Annotated in this window: 10 protein-coding genes and 1 other RNA gene; 9 read left to right on the top strand and 2 right to left on the bottom strand. The window is 60.9% G+C overall.

The window, feature by feature from the left end; all coding sequences use genetic code 11:
• Positions 1 to 57: 57 nt before the first annotated feature.
• Both xdhB and xdhA read right to left on the bottom strand, forming a co-directional pair.
• The gene (gene xdhB, locus AB9N64_RS09980) at positions 58 to 2,457 is read right to left on the bottom strand and encodes a xanthine dehydrogenase molybdopterin binding subunit (protein WP_019820507.1); all 2,400 of its coding nucleotides are present in this window, start codon (positions 2,455 to 2,457) and stop codon (positions 58 to 60) included.
• Positions 2,450 to 3,898, bottom strand: coding sequence for a xanthine dehydrogenase small subunit (xdhA, locus tag AB9N64_RS09975; protein ID WP_102666429.1), 1,449 nt, complete (start codon positions 3,896 to 3,898; stop codon positions 2,450 to 2,452). Before xdhA ends, xdhB begins: the two co-directional genes overlap by 8 nt.
• A gap of 279 nt (positions 3,899 to 4,177) precedes the next feature.
• On the opposite strand from xdhA, the gene AB9N64_RS09970 reads away from it, so the two are divergent.
• The 9 genes from AB9N64_RS09970 to AB9N64_RS09930 all read left to right on the top strand — a co-directional run bounded on the left by AB9N64_RS09970 (position 4,178) and on the right by AB9N64_RS09930 (position 17,336).
• Positions 4,178 to 4,837, top strand: a complete 660-nt coding sequence (locus AB9N64_RS09970; protein WP_014719464.1) for a GntR family transcriptional regulator — start codon at positions 4,178 to 4,180, stop codon at positions 4,835 to 4,837.
• 2 nt (positions 4,838 to 4,839) lie between these two features.
• Entirely contained in the window at positions 4,840 to 8,328 is a 3,489-nt protein-coding gene (smc, locus tag AB9N64_RS09965; protein ID WP_014719463.1) for a chromosome segregation protein SMC, read from the top strand.
• A 259-nt stretch (positions 8,329 to 8,587) separates the two neighbouring features.
• Positions 8,588 to 9,451 (top strand): cell division protein ZipA, encoded by an 864-nt coding sequence (gene zipA, locus AB9N64_RS09960; protein ID WP_014719462.1) that lies wholly within the window; start codon positions 8,588 to 8,590, stop codon positions 9,449 to 9,451.
• Between the two features lie 87 nt (positions 9,452 to 9,538).
• Entirely contained in the window at positions 9,539 to 11,905 is a 2,367-nt protein-coding gene (ligA, locus tag AB9N64_RS09955) for an NAD-dependent DNA ligase LigA (protein WP_020302651.1), read from the top strand.
• 160 nt (positions 11,906 to 12,065) lie between these two features.
• Positions 12,066 to 13,232, top strand: coding sequence for a putative zinc-binding metallopeptidase (locus tag AB9N64_RS09950; RefSeq protein WP_014719460.1), 1,167 nt, complete (start codon positions 12,066 to 12,068; stop codon positions 13,230 to 13,232).
• A 98-nt stretch (positions 13,233 to 13,330) separates the two neighbouring features.
• Positions 13,331 to 13,427, top strand: an RNA gene (gene ffs, locus AB9N64_RS09945) — signal recognition particle sRNA small type.
• A 150-nt stretch (positions 13,428 to 13,577) separates the two neighbouring features.
• A complete protein-coding gene (locus AB9N64_RS09940; protein ID WP_019820503.1) occupies positions 13,578 to 15,539 on the top strand; it encodes a hypothetical protein in 1,962 nt (653 codons plus the stop codon).
• A gap of 158 nt (positions 15,540 to 15,697) precedes the next feature.
• The gene (locus AB9N64_RS09935) at positions 15,698 to 16,744 is read left to right on the top strand and encodes an N-acetylmuramidase family protein (RefSeq protein ID WP_014719458.1); all 1,047 of its coding nucleotides are present in this window, start codon (positions 15,698 to 15,700) and stop codon (positions 16,742 to 16,744) included.
• A gap of 1 nt (position 16,745) precedes the next feature.
• The gene (locus AB9N64_RS09930; RefSeq protein ID WP_020302653.1) at positions 16,746 to 17,336 is read left to right on the top strand and encodes a hypothetical protein; all 591 of its coding nucleotides are present in this window, start codon (positions 16,746 to 16,748) and stop codon (positions 17,334 to 17,336) included.
• The last annotated feature ends 10 nt before the right edge of the window (positions 17,337 to 17,346 follow it).

Here is a 17,346-nt window from a genome sequence, read left to right as displayed (position 1 = left end):
CGGGTTAGCACCTCAAAATGTGGGAGCCGGGCTTGCCCGCGATGGCAGCGCCTGGGTCTAGAGCGAAGCCAATTCAGTGTCAGCCTCGACAGCCTTCGCCGCCCGCAACTGCCGCATCTGCTCACACCCCCACAACACCCGCTCGGGCGTGGCCGGCGCATCGATCTTGGGCTGCTGGCGATAGTCAGCCAAACTCGCCACCGCGTCCTTGATCGCACACCACGACGCAATCCCCAGCATGAACGGCGGCTCGCCCACGGCCTTGGAATGGAACACCGTGTCTTCCGGGTTCTTGCGGTTCTCTACCAGCTTCACCCGCAGGTCCAGCGGCATGTCGGCCACTGCCGGGATCTTGTAGCTGGCCGGGCCGTTGGTCATCAGCTTGCCTTTGTTGTTCCACACCAGCTCTTCCATGGTCAGCCAGCCCATGCCCTGGATGAAGCCGCCTTCCACCTGGCCGATGTCGATGGCCGGGTTCAGCGAGGCGCCCACGTCATGCAGGATGTCGGTGCGCAGCATTTTGTATTCGCCGGTCAGGGTGTCGACGATCACTTCGCAGCAGGCCGCGCCGAACGCGTAGTAGTAGAACGGCCGCCCGCGTGACTGGCTGCGGTCGTAGAAGATTTTCGGGGTTTTGTAGAAACCTGTGCTGGAGAGCGATACCTGGGCGAAATACGCCTGCTGGATCAACGCCTCGAAGCTCAGGATCTGCTCGCGCACGCGCACATGGCCGTTGCGAAACTCCACGTCCGCCTCGCTTACGTCGTACTTGCGCGCCGCAAATTCCACCAGGCGCTGCTTGATGGTTTCGGCCGCATTCTGCGCGGCCTTGCCGTTCAGGTCGGCGCCGCTGGAGGCAGCGGTGGGCGAGGTGTTGGGTACCTTGTCGGTGTTGGTGGCGGTGATCTGGACGCGGTCGATTTCTACCTGGAATACCTCGGCCACGACTTGCGCGACCTTGGTATTCAAGCCCTGGCCCATCTCGGTGCCGCCGTGGTTCAGGTGGATGCTGCCATCGGTGTAGATATGGATCAGCGCGCCGGCCTGGTTGAGGAAACTGGCGGTGAACGAAATACCGAATTTCACCGGGGTCAGCGCCAGGCCTTTTTTCAGGATCGGGCTGTGGGCGTTGTACAGGCGGATCGCTTCGCGGCGCTCTGCGTATTGGCTGCTGGCCTCAAGCTCGGCGGTCATTTCTTCGAGCATGTTGTGCTCGACGGTCTGGTAGTAGTGGGTAACGTTGCGCTCGGTCTTGCCGTAGTAGTTGGCCTTGCGCACGGCCAGCGGGTCTTGGCCTAGATGGCGGGCGATGGCGTCCATCACCTCTTCGATGGCGACCATGCCCTGCGGGCCGCCGAAGCCGCGATAGGCCGTGTTGGAGGCGGTATTGGTCTTGCAGCGATGGCCGTTGACCGTGGCGTCGCCCAGGTAATACGAGTTGTCGGCGTGGAACATGGCGCGGTCGACAATCGAGTTGGACAGGTCCGGCGAACAACCGCAGTTACCCGCCAGTTCCAGGTTGATGCCGTGCAGTCGGCCGTTGTCGTCAAACCCTACGTCGTATTCGATATAGAAGGGGTGGCGCTTGCCGGTCATCAGCATGTCTTCGACCCGTGGCAGGCGCATCTTGGTCGGCTGGCCAGTGAGGCGCGCCACCACGGCGCACAGGCACGCCGGGCTGGCGGCCTGGGTTTCCTTGCCGCCAAAACCACCGCCCATGCGGCGCATGTCGACCACGATCTTGTTCATCGACACATCCAGCACTTCGGCCACCAGCTTCTGCACTTCGGTGGGGTTTTGCGTGGAGCAGTAGACGATCATGCCGCCGTCTTCGGTGGGCATCACCGAAGAGATCTGGGTTTCCAGATAAAAGTGTTCCTGGCCGCCGATATGCAAGGTGCCCTGTATGCGATGCTTGGCGCTTGCCAGCGCAGTGGCCGAGTCGCCGCGTTGGTGGGTGTGGCTGTCGAGCACGAAGTGCTTGTTGCGAAACGCCTCGACCACATCCAGCACTGGCTCCAGGTCTTCATATTCGATCACTGCCGCCATTGCCGCCTTGCGTGCGGTCTCCAGGTCGCGGGCGGCCACGGCCAGCACCACCTGGCCGACGAACTGAACGGTGTCGATGGCCAGCAGTGGGTCGCCGGGCATCAACGGGCCGATGTCTTTCAGGCCCGGTACGTCTTCATGGGTGATTGCAATGCGCACGCCGTCGAAGGCGTAGCAGGGCGCGGTGTCGATGCTGATGATCCGGGCGTGGGCGCGGTCCGACATGCGCGCATACAGGTGCAACTGGTTGGGAAATTCCAGGCGGTCGTCGATGTACTGTGCTTCACCGCTGACGTGTTTGGCGGCGCTGTCATGCTTGACGCTGCGCCCGACTCCGGTGGTGAGGTCCTGGGCAAACAGTGCGGCAAGTTCGGCCTGGGTTTTTACCACGGCGTGATGGTTAGACATAAGCGGTCACCCGAGTCTCGATGTGCGGCGTTTGCAGTTCGATGAAGTATTTGCGCAGCAGGTTCTGCGCGCTGAGCAGGCGGTATTCCTTGCTGGCGCGGAAGTCCGACAGTGGGGTGAAGTCGCCGGCCAGGGCGGTGCAGGCTTTTTCTACCGTGGCCGCATTCCACGTGGCGCCTACCAGCGCAGCCTCGCAGCGGGTTGCGCGTTTTGGCGTGGCGGCCATGCCGCCGAACGCAACGCGCGCTTGGCTGACCACGCCGTTGTCGATCTTCAGGTTGAACGCTGCGCATACGGCGGAAATATCGTCGTCCAGGCGCTTGGACACCTTGTAGGCCCGGAACAGCGTGTGGCCCTTGGGCACGATGATGGTCTCGATGAACTCGCTGTCCTGGCGCGCGGTGACGCGGTAGTCGATGAAATAGTCTTCCAGCGCCAGGGTGCGGCGGGTGTTGCCCTTGCACAGTACGATCTGCGCGCCCAGGGCAATCAGCAGCGGCGGCGAGTCACCAATCGGCGAAGCGTTGCCGATATTGCCGCCCAGGGTGCCTTGGTTGCGAATTTGCAGGGAGGCGAAGCGTTGCAGCAGTTCGCCGAAGTCCGGGTATTCATGGTGCAGCGCGGCGTAGCAGTCGGAGAGGGCGGTGGCCGCGCCGATTTCCAGGCGGTCGTCGAACTGCTCGATGCGCTTCATGGCTTCAATGTTGCCGACGTAGATCATCACCGGCAGGGTGCGGTGGAACTGGGTGACTTCCAGCGCCAGGTCAGTGCCGCCGGCCAGCAGCCGGGCTTGTGGGTAGGCGTCATAGAGGTCGGCCAGGTCGGCAACGGTCAGTGGCACCAGGCAGCGCTTGTCACCACTGTTGAGTTCGCCGGTCTGGGTCGGCGCGATAGCCTTGAGGCGGGCGATGGTTTCAGCCTGGCGGCTGTCGAATTGATCCTGGGGCTTGTTGCAGCAGGCCTGTTCGGCGGCGGCGAGAATCGGGCGATAACCGGTGCAGCGGCACAGGTTGCCGGCCAGGGCTTCATGGGCTTTGTGGCTGTCGGGGGCGTCGCTGTTCTTTTGCAGGGCAAACAGCGACATCACGAAGCCCGGGGTGCAAAAGCCGCACTGTGAGCCATGGCACTCGACCATGGCCTGTTGCACGCTGTGCAGTTGACCCTTGTGCTTGAGGTCTTCAACGCTGATCAGTTGTTTGCCGTGCAGCGACGACACGAACGTCAGGCAGGAATTGAGGCTGCGGTAACGAATCTGCTCGGCGCCTTGCTCGTCGGTGTGCAGCTCGCCGACCACCACGGTGCACGCGCCACAGTCGCCGCTGGCGCAGCCTTCCTTGGTACCGGGTTTGCCCACATGCTCGCGCAGATAGTTGAGCACGGTCAGGTTGGGGTCCAGGGCGTGCTCGCTACGGAGTTCCTGGTTAAGTAAAAACTGGATCACGGAAGGCCTCGCAGACTCATTATTGTTGTTAACCGCTTTGCGCCGAATCTAGTCATGTCTGACTTTTCGGTCAATGGTTTTCTGACCTAAGGGTCAAGAAAATCCGGTCGCAACACTTTCAATTATGGTCCAGTCTTCTGGAACCGGCGTTTTTGGCGGCTTACAGGCTTCAACGTTGCTTATTTCATGCCAAATTCGCCACGGTGGGCGTAGCGCCATCAGCGGGCCAATGCGCTACACTGCCGCGCTTGTACTGATAGAAGATTTTGAAGGGAAAACATGACGTTCAAGGCGCCGGACAGTCTCGCCGAGCAAATTGCTCACCACCTCGCCGAACGTATCATTCGCGGCGATCTCAAGCCTGGGGAGCGGATCCAGGAACAGAAGGTCACGCTGGCGCTCAACGTCAGCCGTGGTTCCGTGCGCGAAGCTTTGCTGATCCTTGAGCGCCGCCATTTGATTGCGATCCTGCCGCGCCGTGGCGCTCACGTCACCGAACTTACCGCGCACAAGGTGCAGAGCCTGTGTACGTTGATGGGCGAGATGTACATCCTGCTCGGCAATGCGGTTGCCGAAGGCTGGCAGACCCAGGCTGACATGGCGCCGTTTCTGCAGATCCAGCAACGCCTTCAATTGAGCCTGGAGCGTGAGGACATCCGCGCTTTCGTCGAAGAAAGCTTCAGCGTGATGCGCGCCGCGTACCCCTTCGCCAACAACCCTTATTTGCAGGAAACCGTCGAAAACCTGCAGCCGGCGATGAACCGCGCTTATTACCTGGCCCTGGATCAGCGCAAGGCGTCCATGAGCGAGTTCCTGGCGCTGTTCGAGCAATTGCTCGCCGCAGTACTGGCCCGTGACCTGGTGCAGATTCGCCTGGTGCTCACAGCCTATTGCCAGCGCAGCAGTTCGCTGGTCATCGCAGCCTTGGCGGACGCCTAAGCGTGCGGCTCAAGTGCATCAAGTTGGCGGGGTTCAAATCCTTCGTCGACCCCACCACCGTCAACTTCCCCAGCAACATGGCGGCGGTGGTGGGGCCCAATGGCTGCGGCAAGTCGAACATCATCGACGCCGTGCGATGGGTGATGGGCGAGAGCTCGGCGAAAAACCTGCGCGGCGAGTCGATGACCGACGTCATTTTCAACGGCTCCACCAGCCGCAAGCCGGTGAGCCAGGCCAGTATCGAACTGGTATTTGATAACTCCGACGGCACCCTGATCGGCGAATACGCCGCCTACGCGGAAATTTCCATCCGTCGTAAAGTCACCCGCGACAGCCAGAACAGCTACTTCCTCAACGGCACCAAGTGTCGCCGTCGCGATATCACCGATATTTTCCTCGGCACCGGCCTGGGCCCGCGCAGCTATTCGATCATCGAGCAGGGCATGATCTCCAAGCTGATCGAAGCCAAGCCCGAAGACCTGCGTAACTTTATCGAAGAAGCGGCCGGCATCTCCAAGTACAAGGAGCGCCGTCGCGAGACTGAAAACCGTATCCGTCGCACCCACGAAAACCTCGCCCGCCTGACCGACCTGCGCGAAGAGCTGGAGCGCCAGCTCGAACGCCTGCACCGCCAGGCGCAGGCCGCCGAGAAGTATCAGGAATACAAGGGCGAAGAGCGCCAGCTCAAGGCGCAACTGTCGGCCCTGCGCTGGCAGGCCTTGAATGACCAGGTGGGCCAGCGCGAAGCGATTATTGGCACCCAGGAAGTCAGCTTTGAAGCGCTGGTGGCCGAGCAGCGCAATGCCGACGCCAGCATTGAGCGCCTGCGTGACGGCCACCATGAGTTGTCCGAACGCTTCAATCTGGTGCAAGGCCGCTTCTATTCGGTGGGCGGTGACATTGCCCGGGTCGAGCAGAGTATCCAGCACGGCCAGCAGCGTTTGCGCCAGTTGCAGGATGACTTGAAGGAAGCCGAACGCGCACGCCTGGAAACCGAATCGCACCTGGGCCATGACCGTACCTTGCTGCTGACCTTGGGCGAAGAGCTGGACATGCTCACCCCCGAGCAGGAAATCACCAGCGCCGCCGCCGAAGAGGCCGCCGCCGCCCTGGAAGAATCCGAAACCACCATGCACGGTTGGCAGGAACAGTGGGACGCCTTCAACCTGCGATCCGCCGAACCACGCCGCCAGGCCGAGGTGCAGCAGTCGCGCATCCAGCAGCTGGAAACCAGCATGGAACGCCTGGCCGAGCGCCAGCGCCGGCTGCAGGAAGAGCGCGTACTGCTCGCCGCCGACCCGGAAGACGCGGCGATCATGGCGCTGAGCGAACAACTGGCCGAAAGCGAAATGACCCTGGAAGAGCTGGAGGCCAGCGAAGAGCAGCAAGTGGAGCGCCTGGAGCAACTGCGTCAGCAATTGCACACCGCGACCCAGGCGCAGCAGCAAGCCCAGGGCGACTTGCAGCGGCTCAATGGTCGGTTGGCTTCGCTGGAGGCCTTGCAGCAAGCCGCGCTCGACCCCGGTACCGGCACCGCCGAATGGCTGCGCGACCAGCATTTGGCCGAGCGCCCACGCCTGGCCGAAGGCTTGAAAGTCGAAGCCGGCTGGGAATTGGCGGTGGAAACCGTGCTGGGCGCCGATCTGCAAGCGGTGCTGGTGGATGATTTCGGCGGCTTCGACCTGGCCGGGTTTGCCCAGGGCGATTTGCGCCTGCTCAGCCCGGCGCCCGAGGGTGCGCGGGTGCCGGGTAGTTTGCTGGACAAGGTCGAGGCGGCGATGGATCTGTCGCCTTGGCTGGGCCAGGTCAGGCCGGTGGAGTCTCTGGAGCAAGCCTTGGCCCAACGCGGCCAATTGGCGGCCGGCGAAAGCTTGATCAGCCGCGATGGTTATTGGGTCGGCCGCCACTTCCTGCGCGTGCGCCGCGCCAGTGAGGCGGAAAGTGGCGTATTGGCCCGTGGCCAGGAAATCGTCAACCTGAGCGCTGAGCGTGAAGAACGCGAAGCCACACTGGAAAGCCTGGAAACCGAACTGCAAACCCTGCGTGCTACCCAGCGTCAGCAGGAAACCGGCCGCGAACACCTGCGTCGGCTGTTGCAGGACGAAGCGCGCCAGCAAGGCGAATTGAAAGCCCAGTTGTCTGCGAGCAGGGCCAAGGTGGAGCAATTGACCCTGCGCCGCACCCGTCTTGACGAAGAAGTGGCCGAGATGGGCGAACAGCGCGCCCTGGAACACGAACAGATCGGTGAAGCGCGCCTGCACTTGCAGGAAGCCCTCGACAGCATGGCCCTGGACACCGAACAGCGCGAGTTGCTGCTGGCCCAGCGCGACAGCCTGCGTGAGCGCCTTGACCGCGTGCGCCAGGAAGCCCGGCAGCACAAGGACCACGCCCATCAGTTGGCCGTACGCTTGGGCTCGTTGCGCGCCCAGCATGATTCCACGCGCCAGGCCCTTGAGCGCCTGGAGATGCAGTCCGAACGCCTGACCGAAAAGCGCGAGCAACTGAGCCTCAACCTGGAGGAGGGCGAGGCGCCGCTGGAAGAGCTGCGCCTCAAGCTTGAGGAATTGCTCGATAAGCGCATGACCGTCGACGTCGAACTCAAGACCGCACAGATCGCCCTGGAAGACGCAGACCGCGAACTGCGCGACGCCGAAAAGCGTCGCACCATGGCCGAGCAGCAATCCCAGTTGATCCGCGGCCAGCTCGAACAACAGCGTATGGAATGGCAAGCCCTCACCGTGCGCCGCAAGACCTTGCAAGACCAATTGCTGGAAGACGGCTATGACCTGCACGGCGTGCTCAACACCCTGACCGCCCAGGCCAACGAGAAAGACGCCGAAGAAGAACTTGAACGGATTGCCGCACGTATTCAACGCCTGGGCGCGATCAACCTCGCCGCTATCGATGAGTACCAGCAGCAGTCCGAGCGTAAACGTTATCTGGATGCCCAGGACGCTGATCTGGTTGAAGCCCTGGACACCCTGGAAAACGTGATCCGCAAGATCGACAAGGAAACCCGCAACCGCTTCAAAGATACCTTTGATCAGATTAATGGCGGTTTACAGGCGTTATTCCCAAAAGTTTTCGGTGGTGGCAGCGCCTACTTGGAACTGACGGGCGAAGATCTACTCGATACAGGGGTGACGATCATGGCGCGGCCTCCGGGCAAGAAGAACAGCACCATCCATTTGTTGTCCGGCGGCGAGAAAGCCCTGACCGCATTGGCCCTGGTATTTGCCATCTTCAAGTTGAACCCGGCGCCGTTCTGCATGCTCGACGAGGTTGACGCGCCGCTGGATGACGCTAACGTTGGACGCTACGCTCGGTTGGTCAAAGAGATGTCCCAGACGGTGCAGTTCATCTATATCACCCACAACAAGATCGCCATGGAAATGGCCGACCAGTTGATGGGGGTGACGATGCATGAGCCGGGCTGTTCGCGATTGGTCGCGGTGGATGTGGAAGAGGCGATGGCGATGGTGGAATCCTGAACCACGCCGGGAGAGAGAATTTACAGCACGCTGTAGCGCGATTTACCGGTCTGGGGAAAGTGGCAAATGGACATATTTGTTCAAGGCATTTTGACAGACGGTGTAAAGTTATCTTTGGTCGTGCTAGTTTAATGTCAATTTTTCGTGTGCGTGGGCAAAACGTCAGTCAGAACATAGAGTTGGCGCCACGTTTTAAAGCGGTTTGCACGGTGCTAAACCCCTTATTTTTCAGCATTTTTTATTAGAGGCACGGGATTACATGGAAATCGGTCTGCGCGAGTGGCTGATCGTCATCGGCATCATTGTCATTGCCGGTATTCTTTTCGATGGCTGGCGCCGTATGCGCGGTGGCAAGGGCAAGCTCAAGTTCCGTCTGGACCGAAACCTGTCCAACTTGCCTGACGACGACGGCGCCGCCGAGCTGCTTGGGCCGCCCCGTGTGCTGGATACCCATAAAGAGCCGCAACTGGACGAGCACGACCTGCCGTCGATGAGCGCCCCGCTGCGTGAAGCCCGCGAACCGTCCTCCAAGCGCGGCAAGCGTGGTGGCGCGGCGGTTGCCGAGCCACACCAGGGCGACCTGAACCTCGACGTTGACGACGGCCCGAGCTTCAGCAGCCGTGATGATGATTTCCCGGACGAGACCGCGACCAAAAGCGCGTCGCGCCAATCGGTGAACGATCAGCCGGCTGCCGAAGAAGTGCTGGTCATCAGCGTGATCTGCCGCGACGCCGGCGGTTTCAAAGGCCCGGCACTCTTGCAGAACATCCTCGAAAGCGGCCTGCGTTTTGGCGAGATGGATATCTTCCATCGTCACGAAAGCATGGCCGGTAACGGCGAAGTGCTGTTCTCCATGGCCAACGCGGTCAAGCCGGGCACGTTCGATCTGGACGATATCGACCTGTTCAGCACCCCGGCGGTGAGTTTCTTCCTTGGTCTGCCAGGCCCGCGTCACCCCAAACAAGCGTTCGACGTGATGGTGGCCGCCGCCCGCAAGCTGTCCCAGGAACTCAACGGCGAGCTCAAAGACGACCAACGCAGCGTGCTCACCGCCCAGACCATCGAACACTACCGTCAGCGCATCGTCGAGTTCGAGCGTCGCGCCCTGACACAGAAACGCTGAGGAACGATCTTAAGCGTTGTCTGTAGAATCCGTGCACTAACATATTGAGCAGCTTCGGCTGCTCTTTTGCTTTATGAGAGAACACCCATGACCGCCGCCCATACCCGCATCCTCGAACTGCGCGCTGAACTGGATCAGCATAACTACCGCTACCACGTCCTCGACGAGCCGAGCATCCCGGACGCCGAATACGACCGCCTGTTCCACGAGCTCAAAGCCCTGGAGGCCGAGCACCCGGAACTGGTGACGCGTGATTCGCCGACGCAGCGGGTCGGCAGTGCGGCATTGTCGGCGTTCACCCAGGTCAAGCACGAGATCCCGATGCTCAGCCTGGGCAACGCCTTCGATGAAACCACCATGCTGGAGTTTGATCGCCGGGTCACCGAGGGCCTTGACCTGCCGGTGGGCGATCTGTTTGGCGCTGGCGCGGCGGTGGAATACAGCTGCGAGCCGAAGCTGGATGGCCTGGCGGTCAGCCTGTTGTACCAGGATGGCGAGCTGGTGCGCGGTGCCACCCGGGGCGACGGCACCACGGGCGAGGACATCAGCGTCAACGTGCGCACCGTGCGCAATATCCCCCTGAAACTGCACGGCACGGGCTGGCCAGCCACCCTGGAAGTGCGCGGTGAAGTGTTCATGTCCAAGGCCGGTTTCGAGCGGTTGAACGCCTCGCAACTGGAAGTGGGTGGCAAGACCTTCGCCAACCCGCGCAACGCTGCGGCGGGCAGCCTGCGCCAACTGGATTCGAAGATCACCGCCAGTCGCCCGCTGGAGTTCTGCTGCTATGGCATCGGCCAGGTGACCGCGGATATCAGCGACACCCATATCGGCAACCTCAAGCAGTTGCAGAAGTGGGGCATGCCGATCAGCCACGAGTTGAAGCTGGCCAAGGGCATCCAGGAATGCCTGGACTACTACCGCGACATCGGCGAGCGCCGCAATGCGCTGGGCTATGAAATCGACGGCGTGGTGTTCAAGGTCAACAGCATTGCCTACCAGCGTGAACTGGGCTTCCGTGCCCGCGAGCCGCGCTGGGCGATCGCGCACAAATTCCCGGCCATGGAAGAACTCACCGAGCTGCTCGACGTGGAATTCCAGGTCGGCCGTACCGGTGCGGTCACGCCGGTGGCGCGCCTCAAGCCGGTCAAGGTGGCCGGTGTGACCGTGTCCAATGCCACCCTGCACAACATGGACGAAGTGGCACGCTTGGGGCTGATGATCGGTGACACCGTGATCATCCGCCGCGCCGGTGATGTGATTCCGCAGGTGGTCTCGGTGGTCACCGAACGCCGCCCGGAAAACGCCCGCGCTGTGCAGATCCCGCAAAATTGCCCGGTGTGCGGTTCCCATGTGGAGCGCACGCAGTTGGTCAAGCGCAGTAAGGGCAAGGAAACCGTCAGCGAAGGCGCGGTGTACCGTTGCGTCGGGCGTCTGGCCTGCGGTGCGCAACTCAAGCAGGCCATCATTCATTTCGTCTCGCGCCGGGCCATGGACATCGACGGCCTGGGCGACAAGACCATCGAGCAACTGGTGGATGAACAGCTCATCGGCTCGCCGGCCGATCTCTACAAGCTCAAATACGAACAGATCATCGACCTGGAAGGCTTTGCCGATACCTCCAGCAAGAAGCTGATCAGCGCCATCGAAAACAGCAAGACCCCGACCCTGGCACGCTTTATCTACGCCTTGGGCATTCCCGATGTGGGCGAGGAGACGGCCAAGGTGCTGGCGCGCTCGCTGGCGTCCCTGGAGCGTGTTCAAAAGGCGTTGCCAGAGGTGCTGACGTACTTGCCGGATGTAGGGCTGGAAGTGGCCCATGAGATCCATAGCTTCTTTGAAGACGGGCACAACCAGCAGGTGATTGGCGCACTGTTGTCGCCAGACGAATGCGGCCTGCAATTGCAGGAGCAGGGCGAACTCAGCGCGGAATTCGCCGCCAGCACCACCTTGGGCGGTTTGCTCGACAAGCTGCACGTGCCTTCGGTGGGACCGGGCGCGGCGCAGAAGCTCGCGGACAAGTTCGGTTCGCTGGAGGGCATCATCAAGGCTGACTGGCTCGACATGCGCCAGGCGCTGCCCGAGAAGCAAGCCAAGGCTGTACGGGAGTTTTTCGACAATGCCGACAACGCCAACCATGCCCTGGCCATCGAGCAGCAGCTCAAGGACTTCGGCATGCACTGGCAGAGCGAGAAAAAGGTCGTTGAAGGCTTGCCCGAAGCCGGGCACACCTGGGTACTCACCGGCTCCCTGGAGTTGATGAGCCGCGATGTGGCCAAGGACAAGCTCGAAAGCCTGGGGGCCAAGGTGGCCGGTTCCGTTTCGGCGAAAACCCACTGTGTGGTGGCGGGACCCGGCGCCGGCTCGAAACTGGCCAAGGCCAATGAGCTGGGCCTGAAAGTACTGGACGAAGAGGCCTTCGTCGCCTTCCTGGCCAAGCACAACATCACCGTCTGATTGATCGTCCCCACGCTCCGCGTGGGAACGCATCCTGTGACGCTCCGCGTCACGGCCTTCGCGCAGACGCAGAGCGTCCAAGGCGGCATTCCCACGCGGAGCGTGGGAACGATCTCTCCCGAGAAATGATCTAGTCTCTGTCACCCAGGGAGAGATCGCCATGTTCCGCTACTTCGAGCAACTCAGCACGCGCATCGCCGCTCCGTTCATGGCCGAAACCTCGCGCAACAGCAAGGTGTGGCGATGCCGGTGTGGCCAGTCGCTGTTCTTTCGCAACAGCCAATGCCTGGCCTGCCAGGCGGCGTTGGGTTACCAGCCGCAGCAAAGCCGCCTGTCGTCCCTGCAACCTGGGCCGGTGGTCGGTACTTGGCTGGCCGACGACAATCTTGATGCTGGCGCTTTTCGGCGCTGCGCCAACCTCGACTCACCGGCTGCGTGCAACTGGCTGATTCCTGCCCACAGCACCGCGCCGTTGTGCGTGGCCTGTAGCCTGAACCGCACCATTCCTGACCTATCAATTGCGGAAAACCCCGAACGCTGGCGCAAGGTCGAAACCGCCAAGCGCCGCTTGGTCGCGCAACTGATCAGCCTGGGCCTGCAAGTGGTGCCCAAGAGCGTTGACGAAGAGACTGGCCTGGCCTTCGACTTTATCGGTATCGACCTGGAAGGCAACGCGCCCACCACCGGCCACGCCAATGGGCTGATCACCCTGGACATCAAGGAAGCCGATGACGCCCACCGCGAAAAAGTCCGCGTACAGATGCGCGAGCCGTACCGCACCTTGCTCGGCCATTTTCGCCATGAAGTCGGTCATTACTACTGGGACCGCCTGATCGCCAACAGCCACTGGCTCCCTCATTTTCGCAACCTGTTCGGCGACGAACGCGCCAGTTATGCCGAGGCCCTCGACCAGCACTACCAGAACGGCCCGCGCCCTGACTGGCAACTCACCTGCGTGAGCGCCTACGCCACCATGCACCCCTGGGAAGACTGGGCCGAAACCTGGGCCCACTACTTGCACATGATGGACGCCGTGGACACGGCCCTGGGCTTTGGTATGAGCGCCCGCGAGATGGACCTGGATTACCAGCCATTCCCCCTGACCACGCTCTACGACCCGCAACACCCTGGAGGCCCGGCATTCCTTTCCTTCGTCAATGCCTGGATCGAACTGGCCGGCATGCTCAACGAACTGTCCCGCGCCATGGGCCAGCCGGATTTCTACCCCTTCGTGCTGCCGCCCGCGGTGATTGCCAAGCTGCACTTTATTCACCTGGTCATCCAGGAAGAAGGCGGCAGGGCTGATGGGGTTATGGCAAGTGCTTGAGCCTTCTCATTTTTTAATCCGGAACCAACGGTTGTAACTTCCGATGAGATGGGTACAATGGCGCGGCTTGCCGAGAGGCAGCGTCGTTATGGTGACCCCATCGGTCCCCCCGCAACGATTACCCGTGAACCTGGTCAGAGCCGGAAGGCAGCAGCCACAGCGGGAACATTGTGTGCCGGGGTGTGGCTGGTGGGGTTGCCTCCATAACGCTCCCTTCTGCAGTCCCTTCTAAATCTCAAGTTATTTTCAGCCCGTCATCTGTGATGCTTCCTGCACAGTGCATGACGGTCATTTCCCGTCTAGTGGCATACTCCCAAGCGTCTCTTCCCCTGGCTACGAGGCTCTATGCACTCGGAACATTTCAATTTATCCAGCCCTGTTTTCTTGCCGATCACCGAGCACACCTGTGCGGGGTTGTTGGGCAGTGAGGGTTTCGATGCGCTTGTAGCCCTGAGTGAGCCCCAATTGGCGGCGGTGTTGGTGATCCAGAACCTGGCGCAGGTGCCGGAAAGCGACCTTAGCGCCAACGGTGCTGAAAAAGTGTTGGCCAAGCTGATTGACTGGGCAGTCGATGCCCGCCATTCGGCCAGTGTGTCCCTGCTCTCTGAAGCGCAGCGGCTGTTCGATCAGAGGAAGCTGTACTTCGGCCTCAATGTGGTCAAAAGCCTGAAGCTGCGCTTTCTGCTGGAGGAGGAAGTCCAGGCGCAGGACTACCTGTTACCCAGTGGCAAATGGGACGTCGAGTATAAAGTCCGCCATCTCAAGGCCAATGATCCGTTCAGCCAGCAGGTGATCACGCCCAGGCATCGCGAGCGCTGGTTGAGCGCCGAGCAGGACAAGCTGCTCAGAACCTTCCGTGCCAACCTGAACGAAGACCTGCATGTGCAAGGCTACGCAGGCATTGGCAAGAGTCACCTGCTGGTGGCCTTGCTGGAGCACCTGCGCCCGGAAAAGACCTTGCTGCTGGCACGCACCCCGGCAAAACTCGAAACCCTGCGTGCTCGCATGGTGGGAGCGCGGGAGCGTAAGGCCGGGCATACCTTTCAGGACTTCGCCCATGCTCTATTGCATGGCCCCAGGCCAAAGCCGCTGAATGCGCCGGTGAGGGTGCCGACCAAGCAGGCGCTCGCCCAAGAACTGAATATCTTTGGTTTTCGTCGCCTGGAAGGGCAAGCGGTAGTGGAGGTGTGCCTCAAGGTGCTTGAAGCCTACTGCCGCTCTTGGGAGTACAGCTTGTCGGCCCAGCATTTGCCGCATTTCAAGCAACCGCTCGCCGGCGTCGATGCCAGGGTGCTGCTCGAATATGCCAGCCGGTTGTGGGGCTACCTTGAGGCGAACCCGGCCTGGGGCCGGCATACCGGGTTTGAAGCCTTGTTGATGATCAAGCGCGCCAGCCTTGCAGGCTGCGTCGTCCCCGAGCGCTATACCCACGTGCTCATCGATGAGAGCCAGGACATCCCCGCGCCGTTGCTGCAAATCATCGAGCGCGGCCGCCAGGTGCTGATCACTTTGGGGGATGAGTATCAGCAGGCCAGTGGCGGCGTGGTCAAACGCGCCCGTGAGGTTCGCCATACCGACGTGTGCTACTCCGTGCGTTCCGGGCGCAATGTCGAGCGCCTGGTCAACCCGTTGATCAGCTTGCACTCGGAAAAAAGCAAATCGCTTTTCGAGGGCGCACGCGATGCCGATGTCGGCATTGAGTTTTATCCGCAGGGTTTTGTACCCCCGCAAGGTTGCGTGGTGTTGACCGCTTCCCATTGGGACACCATGCAGTGGGCGATCCAACTGAGCCACGCCCGTTGTGCGTTCGGCCTGGCGAGCAAAGAGGCCCAGCAGTCGCTCAAGCATTTCATGGACACGGTCATCGCGTTGTTCAAACCCGATTTCTATAGCAATGAGTTCAATGACCTCGGCCCCCATGCGTTTTTCAGTGACATGGCCGATTGGCAGCAGGTGCGCGAAGCCTGCCAGTTCGATGAGGCGTTTCTGTGGGTCGAGGCCGAACTGGAAAAAGGCTTTAACGTGGCGGATGTCACGCGTTTGAACAGGTTGATCGGCCATCCGGACGAGCGCGTCCTGTTGATGCTGGCGCAGGATGCGGGCGGCATGGAGTTCGACCGGGTATTGCTTACGCCGGAACTGTTGACCAACGTGAAGTTCCAGGACGCCTACGCGTTCGATCAAAGACTCTGTGCGGTGTATATCGCGATTTCACGGGCCAGGGTGCAGTTGTACCTGCCCTACGATGTGGTCGAGTGGCTCGACTACCACAAGTATCAAAAGACCCGTGAATCCCACGGTTACTGACGGATTTAATCCGGCTGTTTCACAACTTTAATAAAGCCCTCTGGACAACCCGCAGACCGCCTTGTTAGCTTGCGCCGGCCACTTGTTTCAGAGTATGACAAGGGCATGGATTTGATATTGAAGTGCTATCGCTTCTTTCACTCACAAGGATGTCTGTCATGAAAAGCCTGCAAGGGTTGCCTCGTCTTATCAGTGCTTCGGTAGGGACGCCCGGCAAAGCCCGCAACTTGCCCGCCGATGTTCAGTGCATCCAGTATCTATTCAATTTGATCATTCCCAAGATGGGGTTTGCCTTGCTGGAAAACGGCAAGTGCGACGGCCAGTTGGTGCAGTGCATCAGCCAGTATCAGTTTCGCCATCTCAAGTACGCCCATCCCGATGGCGTGATCGACCCCACCGGGCGAACGTTCAACAGTCTGATCGAAGAGGCGTTGAAGGTGCCGGTGCGGGCTTTTCCTAACACGCGCATTCCGACGTTTCTCAACATTTTCGGCAATAACAACATCGATGCGGTACAGGCCACGGTCAATGTGTACCTGGACCGCGTGCGTGCGGTGATCGAGGCCGAGCGGCGTAACCGGCAGTTGATGATGCAGTCCACCTGCGACGGCGGGACGACCTTGAGCGATACGGATTTCCAGAACGCCGCCAAGCAACTGGGCAACGGTATTTCGGTGAATGTGGTCAAGGCGTTCGCCACGGTGGAGTCGGGCGGGAAGGTGGGGTTCGGGCCTGCCAAGTTGCCGATCATCGCCTTTGAAGGGCACCACTTTCGCAAGTACACCAAGCACATCTACGACCAGTCGCAGCCGCTGCTGTCGTATGTCTACAAGAAAAAAGCCGGCCCGCAATGGCAGACGAACAACAAGGATCAGGTCAAGGCCTGGGAGACCATGGCCACTGCCTTTGCGCTGGACCAGGAAGCGGCCTTGATGTCGGCCTCCTGGGGCATGTTTCAAATCATGGGGTTCAATTTTGCGGCGTGCGGGTTCAAGACGGTGTTTGAGTTCGTGGCGTCATTGAAGGTCAATGCCGGTAATCAACTCAAGGCCTATCTCAGCCTTTGCAGCCACAACTCGGCGTTGTTGAGCGCGATGAAAAACAAGGATTTTACCGCCATGGCCCGAAACTATAATGGCGACGATTACGGCAACTATGACGTCCTGATGAAACAAGCCTACGAAGCCTTTGAAGGGAAGAAATAAGATGATTCGTTATCTGGCGATGGGAGTGTTGTCGTGGTGCGCCGTGGCGCCCGCGTTGGCCGGCTCGGCGGCGTTGCATTCAGGTAAATATGAAGGGCTGATGCTGGCGGTGACGCCTGGGCATCAGGTCGAGGGGTTCTATCAGGAATCGATGGGCGAGGGTGTGGCCCGTGGTTGCACGTTCTACCTGCAAGGCAAGCCCGAAGCGCTCACCACCTGGCGGGACGCTGCCTACCCAGGCAGTTTGGCCGCGGCGCCCGACGGGGTGACCCTGACCGTGGCGCAGGGCCGCCAACACCCTGGCTGCATCAATGTGCTGATGCCGGAAATCGCCACGGGCCTGGAGCTGAGCCAGACCGCCAGCAAACAATGGATCGGCTTGGTGACGGTGTCTGCCGACAAGGCTTACCTGCTTAAAACGCCGGGCGCCAAAGCGGCAAAGCGGCCCTACATCGTCAAGCATGACGTGGTGGGCGTACTGGCGTTCAAGGACGGTTGGGCGCAGGTGGAATTCATCAACGCTGACGACCGCTCTTTCACGGGCTGGATCAGCCAGGGCCAGTACGCACGGTTGGCTGCCCCGAAGCCCTAAATTGTAGGAG

Origin of the sequence: Pseudomonas sp. KT_2_4 (genome assembly GCF_041410225.1) — a bacterium.
GTDB classification, from domain to species: domain Bacteria; phylum Pseudomonadota; class Gammaproteobacteria; order Pseudomonadales; family Pseudomonadaceae; genus Aquipseudomonas; species Aquipseudomonas paracarnis.
Note: the sequence above shows the minus strand (reverse complement) of the source record. Positions and strands in the feature narration are given on the sequence as shown.

What these genes read in the sequence shown, in the direction of transcription:
- xdhB (WP_019820507.1), bottom strand. Translation starts at nt 2,457, where the DNA reads ATGTCTAACCATCACGCCGTGGTAAAAACCCAGGCCGAACTTGCCGCA.
- ligA (WP_020302651.1), top strand. Translation starts at nt 9,539, where the DNA reads ATGACCGCCGCCCATACCCGCATCCTCGAACTGCGCGCTGAACTGGAT.
- AB9N64_RS09940 (WP_019820503.1), top strand. Translation starts at nt 13,578, where the DNA reads ATGCACTCGGAACATTTCAATTTATCCAGCCCTGTTTTCTTGCCGATC.
- AB9N64_RS09935 (WP_014719458.1), top strand. Translation starts at nt 15,698, where the DNA reads ATGAAAAGCCTGCAAGGGTTGCCTCGTCTTATCAGTGCTTCGGTAGGG.
- AB9N64_RS09950 (WP_014719460.1), top strand. Translation starts at nt 12,066, where the DNA reads ATGTTCCGCTACTTCGAGCAACTCAGCACGCGCATCGCCGCTCCGTTC.
- AB9N64_RS09930 (WP_020302653.1), top strand. Translation starts at nt 16,746, where the DNA reads ATGATTCGTTATCTGGCGATGGGAGTGTTGTCGTGGTGCGCCGTGGCG.
- zipA (WP_014719462.1), top strand. Translation starts at nt 8,588, where the DNA reads ATGGAAATCGGTCTGCGCGAGTGGCTGATCGTCATCGGCATCATTGTC.
- AB9N64_RS09970 (WP_014719464.1), top strand. Translation starts at nt 4,178, where the DNA reads ATGACGTTCAAGGCGCCGGACAGTCTCGCCGAGCAAATTGCTCACCAC.